General features: G+C 63.7%; 9 protein-coding genes. 6 read left to right on the top strand and 3 right to left on the bottom strand.

The features are described from left to right. Positions 1-51 precede the first annotated feature (51 nt). The 3 genes from thrS to AB7535_RS20275 all read left to right on the top strand — a co-directional run bounded on the left by thrS (position 52) and on the right by AB7535_RS20275 (position 4,074). Positions 52-2,094 (top strand): threonine--tRNA ligase, encoded by a 2,043-nt coding sequence (gene thrS / locus AB7535_RS20265; RefSeq protein ID WP_085405341.1) that lies wholly within the window; start codon positions 52-54, stop codon positions 2,092-2,094. 93 nt (positions 2,095-2,187) lie between these two features. Beyond that, a complete protein-coding gene (locus AB7535_RS20270) occupies positions 2,188-2,751 on the top strand; it encodes a nitroreductase family protein (RefSeq protein WP_028154760.1) in 564 nt (187 codons plus the stop codon). A gap of 63 nt (positions 2,752-2,814) precedes the next feature. Beyond that, entirely contained in the window at positions 2,815-4,074 is a 1,260-nt protein-coding gene (locus tag AB7535_RS20275; RefSeq protein ID WP_085405340.1) for a serine hydrolase domain-containing protein, read from the top strand. On the opposite strand, the gene AB7535_RS20280 is transcribed toward AB7535_RS20275, so the two are convergent. Next, entirely contained in the window at positions 4,060-6,522 is a 2,463-nt protein-coding gene (locus AB7535_RS20280; protein WP_085405339.1) for a putative bifunctional diguanylate cyclase/phosphodiesterase, read from the bottom strand. The genes AB7535_RS20275 and AB7535_RS20280 overlap by 15 nt on opposite strands. A 1,078-nt stretch (positions 6,523-7,600) precedes the next feature. After that, positions 7,601-9,217, bottom strand: coding sequence for an alpha/beta hydrolase (locus tag AB7535_RS20285; protein WP_085405338.1), 1,617 nt, complete (start codon positions 9,215-9,217; stop codon positions 7,601-7,603). A gap of 152 nt (positions 9,218-9,369) precedes the next feature. On the opposite strand from AB7535_RS20285, the gene AB7535_RS20290 reads away from it, so the two are divergent. From AB7535_RS20290 to AB7535_RS20300, 3 genes are all read left to right on the top strand, one after another. Then, the gene (locus AB7535_RS20290; RefSeq protein WP_085405337.1) at positions 9,370-9,633 is read left to right on the top strand and encodes a DUF1127 domain-containing protein; all 264 of its coding nucleotides are present in this window, start codon (positions 9,370-9,372) and stop codon (positions 9,631-9,633) included. Positions 9,634-9,743: 110 nt separating this feature from the next. Further along, complete coding sequence (mddA, locus tag AB7535_RS20295; protein WP_094184572.1) at positions 9,744-10,466, top strand: methanethiol S-methyltransferase; 723 nt, start codon at positions 9,744-9,746, stop codon at positions 10,464-10,466. Between the two features lie 21 nt (positions 10,467-10,487). Further along, on the top strand, positions 10,488-10,889 hold the full coding sequence (locus AB7535_RS20300) for a nuclear transport factor 2 family protein (RefSeq protein WP_038944930.1): 402 nt from the start codon (positions 10,488-10,490) through the stop codon (positions 10,887-10,889). Between the two features lie 69 nt (positions 10,890-10,958). On the opposite strand, the gene AB7535_RS20305 is transcribed toward AB7535_RS20300, so the two are convergent. Further along, the gene (locus tag AB7535_RS20305) at positions 10,959-11,807 is read right to left on the bottom strand and encodes a LysR family transcriptional regulator (protein WP_085405336.1); all 849 of its coding nucleotides are present in this window, start codon (positions 11,805-11,807) and stop codon (positions 10,959-10,961) included. Positions 11,808-11,817 lie beyond the last annotated feature (10 nt).

The raw sequence follows: 11,817 nt of genomic DNA on the forward strand, positions 1-11,817 counted from the left end.
CGTTCCCGCTTACCTGCGCTCGTTCGCAGGAGTGAGCCTCAGGAGAAAAGCATGACCGACCAGCCCAAATCCGAATCCGGCTTTCAATACAGCCTCAGCAATCTGAGACCCGTGACCCCGCCCGAAAAGATCACCCTCACCTTCCCCGACGGCGCCCGGCGCGAATACGCCAAGAGCATCACCGGCCTCGAGATCGCCAAGGGCATTTCGCCGTCGCTGGCCAAGCGCACGGTCGCGATGGCGCTCGACGGCGAGGTCGCCGACCTCGACGATCCCATCGAAGCCGATGCCAAGATCGAGCTGATCAACCGCGACGATCCGCGCGCGCTCGAGTTGATCCGCCACGACTGCGCCCACGTGCTCGCCGAAGCCGTGCAGACGCTGTGGCCCGGCACGCAAGTCACCATCGGTCCCGTGATCGAGAACGGCTTCTACTACGACTTCTTCCGCAACGAGCCGTTCACGCCGGAAGATTTTGCCGCAATCGAGAAGAAGATGCGCGAGATCATCGCGCGCGACAAACCTTTCACCAAGGAAGTCTGGGACCGCGAGAAGACCAAGCAGGTGTTCCGCGACAAGGGCGAGGCGTTCAAGGTCGAGCTGGTCGACGCCATTCCCGGCAACGAGCCGATCAAGATCTACTACCAGGGCGACTGGTTCGATCTCTGCCGCGGCCCGCACATGACTTCGACCGGCAAGGTCGGCAACGCCTTCAAATTGATGAAGGTGGCCGGCGCCTATTGGCGCGGCGACAGCAACAACCCGATGCTGACGCGCATCTACGGCACGGCCTTCGCCAAGCAGGAGGACCTCGACGCTTATCTGAAGCAGATCGAGGAAGCCGAGAAGCGCGACCATCGCAAGCTCGGGCGCGAGCTCGACCTCTTCCACTTCCAGGAGGAAGGTCCGGGCGTCGTGTTCTGGCACGCCAAGGGCTGGACCATCTTCCAGCAGCTGATCGCCTATATGCGCCGGCGCCTCGCCGGCGACTACAGCGAGGTCAATGCGCCGCAGATCCTCGACAAGTCCTTGTGGGAGACCTCGGGCCATTGGGGCTGGTATCGCGAGAACATGTTCGCGGCGCAGTCCGCCGGCGACGAGGCCGAGGACAAGCGCTGGTTCGCGCTGAAGCCGATGAACTGCCCCGGCCACGTGCAGATCTTCAAGCACGGCCTGAAGAGCTACCGCGACCTGCCGCTGCGCCTCGCCGAGTTCGGCGTGGTGCATCGCTATGAGCCCTCCGGCGCCATGCATGGCCTGATGCGCGTGCGCGGCTTCACCCAGGACGACGCGCACGTCTTCTGCATGGAAGATCAGCTCGCCGACGAGTGCCTCAAGATCAACGATCTCATTCTGTCGACCTATGCCGATTTCGGTTTCACCGGCGATCTCACGGTGAAGCTCTCGACCCGGCCCGAGAAGCGCGTCGGCACCGATGCGATGTGGGATCACGCCGAGCGCGTGATGGCGACGGTGCTGCGCGAGATCCAGTCGCAGAACAATCACATCAAGACCGAGATCAATCCGGGCGAAGGCGCCTTCTACGGGCCGAAGTTCGAATATGTGCTGCGCGACGCCATCGGCCGCGACTGGCAGTGCGGCACCACGCAGGTCGACTTCAACCTGCCGGAGCGGTTCGGTGCGTTCTACATCGACCATGACAGCGGCAAGAAGGCGCCGGTGATGGTGCACCGCGCGATCTGCGGCTCGATGGAGCGCTTCATCGGCATCCTGATCGAGCACTATGCCGGCAATTTCCCGCTCTGGCTGTCCCCGGTGCAGGTGGTGGTCACCACCATCACCTCGGAGGCCGACGAGTATGCCAAGCAGGTGCTGGAACAGGTCCGGCGCGCGGGGCTTCGGGCCGAGATCGACCTGCGCAACGAGAAGATCAACTACAAGGTCCGCGAGCACTCGCTGGCCAAGATTCCGGCGCTGCTCGTGTGCGGGAAGAAGGAGGCCGAGACGCAGTCGGTCTCCGTCCGCCGGCTCGGCAGCGACGGCCAGAAGGTGATGACGACGGTGGAGGCGCTCGCCGCCCTCGTCGACGAGGCCACCCCACCGGACGTCCGGCGGGCGCGCGAGGCGGCCTGAGTCCTGAAATCGATCTAAATTCGCTTCCGGTTGCGGGCGTGCATGCTTATCTCGGCATGGCACGCCCGACGACCAGCCGAAGAGGACATCGCAGTGCCCGACGCCATCGAACTCCTGAAAACCCGTCGCTCGGTCAAGCCGCGCGAGATGACCGGGCCCGGCCCCTCCCCCGCCGAGCTCGAAACCATCCTCACCATCGGTGCGCGCGTGCCCGACCATGGCAAGCTCGCGCCCTGGCGCTTCATCATTTTCGAGGGTGACGCCCGCGAGCGGGCCGGCGAGGTCATCGCGACGGTCTTTGCCCGCAAGAATCCGGACGCACCGGCGGCGAACATCGAGACCGAGCGCAAACGCCTCACCGACGCGCCGCTGGTGATCGGTATCGTCAGCTTCACCAAGCCGCATCCGAAGGTGCCGGCGTTCGAGCAGGAATTGTCGGCCGGCGCCAGTGTCATGAACATTGTCACGGCCGCGACCGCGCTCGGCTACGGCGCCTGCTGGCTGACCGGCTGGTTCGCCTTCGATCGCGACGTGCTGGACGGCCTCGGCCTCAAGCCCGACGAAAAGCTCGCCGGCCTCGTCCATATCGGCACGCCGACCAAGCCCAGCGAAGACCGTCCGCGGCCGTTCCTTTCGGAAATCGTGACGCGTTTTTAATCGATGCCTTGTTGACGCCTCCGACGTCTTGCGGCTTTGATCCCGGCGAGGGAGGAAGCCCGGATGAAGCGTCGTGAATTTCTGGTCGGGGCCGCGCTGCTGGCCGGCACGATGGGGCGCAGCCGCTCCGCCGACATCCCTGCCCCGTCGGCCGACGGACTTGAGCGCATCACCGCGTATTTTGACAACGAGGTGACGCTTGGCCGCCTGCCGGGCGCGGTGGTCCTGGTCCAGCAGCACGGCAAGCCGGTGTATCTGAAGAACTTCGGCGTGCGCGACACCAGGACCGGCCTTGCGATGACGCCGGACACGATCTTCGCCATCCACTCCATGACCAAGCCGATCACGTGCCTGGGCGCGATGATGCTGATCGACGAGGGCAAGCTCGCGCTCGCCGACCCCGTGTCGAAATACGTCCCGCTCTTCGCCGACACCAAGGTGGGCTTGGAGCCGGAGGGCACCTCGAAGGTCGAACTCGAGCCGCCGATCCGTCCTGTCAACATCGAGGATCTGCTGCGGCAAACCTCGGGCATCAGCTACGACTATATCGGCGCTCCATGGGTGATGCAGGTTTACCAGGCCGCCGATATTTTCGAGGGGCCCTTCAACAACAGGCAATTCGCCGACCGCATCGCCAAGCTGCCGCTCACGCGCCAGCCCGGAACGCTGTGGCGCTACGGCCATTCCACCGACGTGCTCGGCGCCGTCATCGAGATCATCTCGGGCCAGACGCTGTATGAATTCCTCAAGCAGCGCATTCTCGATCCGCTCGGAATGAACAGCACCAAATTCGTGCTGAAAACGCCGGAGGAGCGCGCCCGGATGGCGCGGCCGCTGCCGAGCGACCCGGTCCTGCTCGCCGGCGAGCGCGACCGCCTCGACCATCCCGAATGGGAATCCGGCGGCGGCGGGCTGCTCTCGACCATCACCGACTATCAGCGCTTCTCGCAGATGCTGCTCAATGGCGGCGAGTTCGAGGGCAAGCGTTACCTCAGCCCCGCCGTGTTCAAGGCCATGACGACCGATCACGTCGGGCCCGGCTCCGGCGTGGGACGCGACTATTTCTATTTCCCGGGCGACGGCTTTGGCTATGGCTACGGCATCGGTGTGCGCACCGATCCCGGTAACGCGAAGCCGCCGCCGGCCGGATCGATCGGCGAATTGAAATGGGACTCAGGCAGCGGCACCTATTTCGGCGTCGATCCCAAGCTCGACATGGTCTACCTCCTGATGCAGCAGACCCAGAACGAGCGCAGCCGCATCACGCCCGCCTTCAAGGAACTGGTCTACGGCTGCTATCCCGAAGGGCTACGCCGCCCGTGAGGCGCGCTGGCCGAAATCGGCCAGCAGCTTTGCGATCTCGGCGGCGGGCCGCGCCGCGCTGAACAGAAACCCCTGCACCTCGTTGCAGCCTTCGGCGCGCAGCCAGTCGAGCTGATCCTCGGTCTCGACGCCTTCAGCCGTCGTGGTGATGTTGAGGCTGCGGCCGAGGCCGGAGATCGCGCGCACGATCGCGACGCAATCGGGCCGCTGCGCCAGATCCTTCACAAACGAACGGTCGATCTTGATCTTGTCGAACGGGAAGCTACGGAGATAGCTCAGGCTCGAATAGCCGGTGCCGAAATCATCCATGGAGATGCTGACGCCGAGCTCGCGCAATTGATGCAGGATCGCAAGATTGGCATCGGTCTCCGCCAGGAAGATCGACTCGGTGATCTCGAGCTCGAGTCGCTTCGGCGACAGGCCGGACTGCGCAAGCGCGGAAATCACGACCTGAACCAGGTTGCGGCTGCGGAATTGCGCCGGCGACAGATTGACCGCGACCTTGACGTCGACAGGCCATTTCACCGCCTCCGCGCAGGCCTCACGCAGCACCCACTCGCCGAGCTGGGTGATGAGGCCGATGTCTTCGGCGACCGGAATGAATTCCGCCGGCGAGATCATGCCCTTGTCGGGATGACGCCAGCGCAACAGCGATTCGAAGCCGGAGATGCGGTCGGACGCGATCGACACCAGCGGCTGGTAGTGCAGCTCGAATTCGCCATTGGCGAAGGCGCGGCGCAGATCGAGCTCCATGTCGCGGCGCTTCTGCGCCTGGAGGTCCATCTCGCGCTCGAAGAAATGGTGCACGCCGCCGCCATCGGACTTCGCCCGGTACAGCGCCATGTCGGCGTTGCGCATCAGCTCCTCCGACGTCGTGCCGTCGCCGGGCGACAGCGCGATGCCGATGCTGGCGCCGATCACCATCTCCTGGCCGTCGAGGTCGTAGGGCGCCTTCAGCATGTCGATCAGCAAGGTCGCGCAGGCGCTGGCTTCGTTCGGCGAGACATCGGCTGCCAGGATCACGGCGAACTCGTCGCCGCCAAGCCGGGCCGCGAGATTGCCGCCGCGGACCGCGGTGGTGAGGCGTTCGGCAACTTGCTTCAGCAGGCGATCCCCCACCGGATGCCCGAAGGAATCATTGATGTTCTTGAACAGGTCGAGATCGATATAGAGCACGCCGACCCGTTTTCCGCCGGCCTGGTCGAGCGCCTGCTTCAAGCACTGCTGGAAATGTTCGCGGTTCGGCAGATCGGTGAGCCCGTCATGGTGCGCCATGTGGGCGATCCGCGCCTCGGCCTTGCGCCGCTCCGTGATGTCGACCACCGCGACCAGATAGCCGTCGCGGTCGTCGAAGGCGACGCGGCGACCGAAAGTGAGCACCTCGATCTCGCTGCCGTCGGCGCACAAATGGCGCCAGTTGCGCGAGGAATGATAGGTGTCGCCGATGCGTTCGAGCGCCTCGGCGTGGCTGTCCCACTCGTCCTCGGGCCAGATCTCGTGCAGCTTCATCCGTAGGAAGGTGGCGCGGCTGTAGCCGTAGTGCTGGACCGCGGCATCGTTGACGCTGAGGAATTCCTTGGTCTGTGCCTCGAACACCCACATCGGCATCGGGTTGTTGTCGAACAGCAGGCGAAACGAGGCATCGCGCCGCTTCAACGCGGTGACGTCGGAGATCGTCAACGAGACCAGATCGGCGAAGGCGGTGGCACTGAGCCGAAGGTAACGTCCGTCCTCCTCGATCTCGAGCTGCTCGCCGCGGCCGCCGGAGACGACCTTGAGCAGGAAGTCCATGATTTCGGGCGCGGCCAATAGCGTATTCCCCTCGCCGATCCGCCGCCACAAGAGGCCCGCGCTCGCGGCTTTCAGCAGCGCTCCGGCGCTCTTGTTGTGGTGCACGATCTGGAGATCGAACGGCTTGCCTGCGGTATCGCGCAGCGTCGCCAGCGAAACCACGGCGTCATCGGTCGACGAGAAGATCGCGTCCAAGAGATTGTATTGCGCGCCGCGCTCGTTGATGTAGGCGCCAACCAGCGTGGCGCCCCAGCGCGAGGCGGTCGGCAACGCCAGCACATCGTAGGTCCGGACCATGCCGTCGCGCACGCAATGCGCGCTGCCCTGGTGCGGACGTCCGTTCTCGAGCGCGCTCGTCACAGCTTCCGACAGCGCCGTGGCGCAATCGGGCGAGAGCTCGGCGACCGGGATATCCCAGCGCTCCTCGCCGAGCCATTTCTGCACGTAACGCCCGCTGCGCGACAATTCGAGCGCGCCATCGTTCTTCAGCAGCGCGATGTGGTCGGCGAGCCGTCCGAGGCTCCCAAGCATCACGTCCTCATAGCGCGGCAGCCGTTCGCCCGGCTTCAACGCGGCACGCCATTTGCGTTGAAGCACCGGGATGTCGTCAAACATTTCGGCGGCCGGTTTTCCCGGCATCTTCTTCGCGGCAGTCATTGCAGTCCCCAACGCACTTTCCCTGGGGCATCCAATGCAGCCGCGCTTAATGCCGTGTAAAAAGGACGCAGCCGCGGGTTCCATTCGGCGATTATGACAGTTTTAAGTCAGGTGTTGGTTAGTGCGCGTTAGAGACTATGACGGTTGCCTAAAATGCGATGCGTGCGCGAGAGTGAAGTTATGGCGCACAGCTGCTTCATCCTCGTCATTGCGAGCGCAGCGAAGCAATCCAGACTGCCGCCGCGGAAAGATTCTGGATTGCTTCGCTGCGCTCGCAATGACGGAGTGCGCAGGAGCCGCGCCCGCCTCTCTCGAGTCCCGGACGCGACGCAGCGCGTAGCGGTGCGGCGCAGAGCCGGGACCCAGCAGATGACACAACACACTGACGCATGGGCCCCGGCTCTGCAGCGCATCACTTCGTGCTGCGCAGCGTCCGGGGCACGAGAGCGTCGTTGAGTGACTGACATGGGCTCGCATCCTCGCGGCGCATTTCGCCCGAGCTTTGCCTGATCGCCTCACCCTCGAATGAAAGAGGGCGCAGGGAAGACCGGGAGCCCGCTGGCACCCGAGGTCCACTGTGCGGAGTTGTAGTGAGAAGTCTGCACAGCGGCATACAGGTGTAGCCAGGACATCCCGGCCTTCCCTGCGCAGTGGTTGGAACGGCGTATGTCGTGCTCTCCCCGGGGAGCGATGCACTATTGCCCCCGTCGCCTTGAAGATGGCTGATGCGCGCGCCCGGTTGGGCAACACGCACCACCACAAGACTTGGCGCACAGACCCCGGGCGCCAGGACGACACGATTTGGCCGTACGTGAATCACACCGGTCGTGCGTGCGACGTGCTTCGCTCACGGCTGCCCGCCCTGCGATCACCTTCGCACCAGTGTGGCCCACGTCCACCGCCGCCCGGCCCGCGTTCGTGACGATCGCGATACGCCCCTCTTCCTCGGGCCGAAGTGAGGCAACACATACGCCGTTTCCGAATTCTTATAAAGCGAATTATTTTCGTTGAAGGCGATTGACAGCGTTCTGCCCTGAGTTCGGTGTTTTGCCCGTCGGGCAAAACTCGGCAAGCACGATCACCGACAGCGATCGGGCGCGAGAAACCTTCTTACACTGTCCAGAAATACCGACCAGGCCGGCTCGGTCCCCAGCAAGATATGATTGGGACTCTCGAGCGGAACGAATGTTGCGCCTTTAATCCGAGCAGCGAGTTCCTGCCCCTCCGTGAACTTTACGCTCGCGTCGGCACGAGCGTGCAACACCAGGGTCGGCGTTCGTACATCCTGCAGCAGATGCCGCACATCGATTTCGCCGAAGATATTCGTAAGCTTGAAGGCGTTCTGCGGCGACGTCGTAATCCGCTGCAGATCGTTGAACCACTGCGCCTGCTCGGCATTTGCTTCAGGAATGAAGAGGGACGTGAATATCTGGCGAAACACCGGACTTTCTTGCCCCCACCCCTCGAGGACCAGAGTTGTCAATGCCTCCCGGCGGGCCACGTTTGACGGGTCCTGATGGCGCCAACCCTTTGCGTATCCGCCATAAAGAACGAGATGACTGACACGCTCCGGGTGCTTCACGGCGTAGGCTATCGAGATCGCGCAGCCCTGAGAAATGCCAAGTAGGGGAAAACGCTCGAGCCCCGCCGCATCGACGACCGTCTCGAGATCACGCACGAAAGCGTCGAAGGAGATGTCGAAGACATCCCAGTCCGACAAGCCCGTACCGCGTTCGTCGTAGCGCAGGAACGTGTTGTCGCGGCTCAACGCCTCGATCCAGTGCTGCCAGACCGGGCTCGCAAAGTCGAATTCCAGATGATTGAGCCAATTGGCGGCTTTCACCAGCGGCGGCCCGGCGCCGACCGACGCATAGGCGATGCGCACCCCGTCGCGCGCGGTGCAGGTTCGAACGTTCTGCTTGAGCTGCCTCGGCGAAGCCGCCGGCTCAGCGGCGGCCACATCCTCGGGTGGCACCCGATGCTGCGACCGATGTCGCAGGAGTTGCTGGTAGAGCGCCCTCGTCTCCTGATCCGGCTCGACGTTGAGCTCTTTGCGCAGGATCGCCTCGCAGCGCTTGTATTGCCGCAACGCCAACGCGGTCTGCCCCTGCTCGGAGTAGAGCCGCATCAAGGCGCAATCCACCTCTTCCTGCAACGGATCGATCGCCAACAAACGGAGCGCCAACGCGATCGCCTCCTCCCGTGCGCCGATAAGCTGTAATTCCTGCAGCAGCGTATGGAAGGCAGAGGTGGCGACGGCGCGCAACCGGGTCCGCTCGCCCAATAACCACTCGTCGAAAAGATCGGACCGCGCGTTCAGTCCCTCGAGAAAGGGGCCGCGATACAACTCCGCTGCACGTTTCAAATTGGCGATGGACGGATCGGATACCGCATCCTTGAATTCGACGACGTCGGTCGTGACGGCGCCGATATCGAAGCCAAGCAGGTCGTGATCGGCGGACAGCGGCAGCTCGGCGCAATCATGTCGCAGCATGCTGATGCATTGGCGCAAGCTTTGTCGCGCCGCGTCCTCGTGACTGTCGGGCCAGAGCAACGCCGCAAGCCGCTCACGAACATGGACGACCCCAGGGTTCATGGCCAGAAATGCCACGAGGGCCTGCGCCTTCTTGTTGCGCAAGGTGACCGGCCCGCCCCGGTCCATGGAAAACGAACCCAGCAAGGTCAACCGCAGCATTCCCACCCTCTCGGCATCAAATGGCGCAATTCTAGCAGCCTCGACCGCGTTTTTGACGGTTTTTTCACGCCTGCCCTGACGAGCCGCTCACCGCCGTCCTCTAGAAAGGAGACAACGCGCTACCCGGCGCACATTTGAAAAGGCACAAACACGTGACCCTGATTTCCCTATCCACATCAAGCCTCGCGGCGCCCTTCGGGCGCCGAGGCATTCCGCTGCTTCTCGCGAGGTTCCGGCGCCTGCTGAACGGTTGGATCGCCGCCGCCATTGCCCATCACGAGCGCCGGGCGGCGCTCGTCGCCCTGCGCCCGCTGGACGACCGGGCGTTGAAGGATGTGGGTCTCTATCGCGGCCCGTTCGATGACCGCATCGAACGCGCTGCACGGTCTCGATGGAGCCGCTTCCGGCAGGCGTGAGACGACCACATCAGTTCAATTCGATCCTCGCCAAAGACCAGGAGAAGATGATGTCTATCACGATTCAAAACGGGCCAGGTACAGCACCCACTCGCCCCTTCGCGCTGGCGATGAAGTCCGCGGCCCTCGTCTACGGGACCAGTGCCTATTTGATCTTTCTGGGCACGTTCCTCTATGCCATCGGCTTCGTCACGCAATATATCGTGCCCAAGACCATCGACACCGGCGCGCCGACCTCGCTAACCAACGCGCTCGCCATCAATCTGCTGCTGCTATCGACCTTCGCGTTTCAGCATAGCGGCATGGCGCGGCAGGGGTTCAAGCGGCTGTTCGCGCGCTTCGCTTCGCCGGTCATCGAGCGCTCCAGCTACGTGCTGCTGGCAAGCCTGACGCTCTTGCTGCTGTTCTGGCAATGGCAACCGATTCCGACGGTCATCTGGAACATCGAGTCTCCCGCCTTGGCCGGGCTCGTGATTGCGGGCGAGTTCCTGGGCTGGCTGATTGTGCTCTACAGCACATTCCTCATCAGCCATTTCGAACTGTTCGGCTTGACACAGGTTATCAGCCATTTTGCCGGCCGGCTCACCGCGCCCGTCAAGTTCAAGACGCCGGGCCTGTATCGCCTCATCCGCCACCCGATCTATCTGGGGTTCATCATCGCCTTCTGGTCGACACCGGTGATGACGCTCGGACACCTGATGTTCGCATCAGTGACAACGGCCTATATCTTCGTCGGCATCTGGCTCGAGGAGCGCGATCTGGTGGCGCTCTTCGGCGACGAGTACCGAAAGTATCGGGAGCGCGTCGCGATGCTGTTGCCGGGCCTTTTCTGAACAGATTGGAAAGGCACCATCGTGACCGGACAGGATTTGATCGATCGTGCAAAAGCCTTCGTCGCGGCAGTCGCCGCGGCGAAGCCCCGCCAGACCGTCGAGGCCTTTTATGCCGATGATATCGTGCAGGAGGAATTTCCAAACCTTCTCCTGCCGCAGGGCGCAGTGCGCGATTTCATCAACTTGCGAGCGTCTTACGACAGATCCCGTTACATCCTTGCCTCGCAATCGTTCGAAATCGTCAACGCCCTTGCGTCAGGCAATTGCGTGGTGATGGAGACGATCTGGACTGCAACACTGGCGGTCGGCGTCGGCAAGCTTGCTCCCGGCGACACTATGCGCGCCCGTTTTGCGCAGTTCTTCGAATTCCGTGACGGGCTGATCTTCAGGATTCGCAACTACGATTGTTTCGAGCGAATCTAGTCCGTAGGGTGAGTTACGCCTGTCGACTGCGCTTCGCACGGCCGAAAGGCTAATCCACCCTGCAGGTCATCATGCCAACCGTTCAATCACCAGATCGAGCAGCGCGCGCAGGCGCGCCAGGCGCCGGAGATCGCGGTGATAGCCGACATACGTGTCGCGGCCGGGCGGGCTCACGCCGATGTCGAGCGCGACGAGACGGCGGTCGCGGTCGCCGAGGGGGCGTGGCAGCACGGCAAACCCGCCGCCGCCGGCACACAGCTCCGCCTGCGCCTGGCGGTTGTTGCTGCGCGAGGCGATCTCCGCATTCGGCAGCGCGCGCTTCAACCAGATCGCATCTGGCATGTCGGCGAATTCGGCATTCATGGTGACGACACGGGCGCCGCTTCCGTCGCCGGCGCGCGGCGGCTTGCTGCCCTTCCTGCCATACAGCGCGTAGGGAATGTGGAGCAGCTTTCTCGAGATCACCTCGGGCTCACTGAACGGCTTGATGCGGAAGACGAGATCGGCCTCGCGCCGCGGCAGGCTGTAGAGACGCGCATCGGTCAGGAGCTCGACGATCACCTTGGGATGGCGCTTGCCGAAAGCGGCGATCACCGGCGACAGCATCACCGTGCCGAACCAGTCCGACGACGACAGGCGCAGCATGCCGTCGAGCTGCGTCTCCGCACCCGAGGCGTGGCGCTGAAGCGCGAGCGCCTCCTCCTCGATCCGCTCGGCGTGGCGCAGCACGGCGGCGCCCTCGTCGGTCAGCACAAAACCATCGGCGGTGCGCTGGAACAGCGTTTGTCCCAGCGCGGTTTCGAGCGCGCGAAGCCGCCGCCCCATCGTCGGCTGGGTCTGGCCGATCTTGCGCGCGGCAGCCCCGAGCGTGCCTTCGCGCGCAATCGCCAGGAAGATGCGCAGATCGCTCCAGTCCATCGAAATGACC

This window comes from Bradyrhizobium sp. 956_D2_N1_4 (assembly GCF_052076025.1).
Lineage (GTDB): Bacteria > Pseudomonadota > Alphaproteobacteria > Rhizobiales > Xanthobacteraceae > Bradyrhizobium > Bradyrhizobium barranii.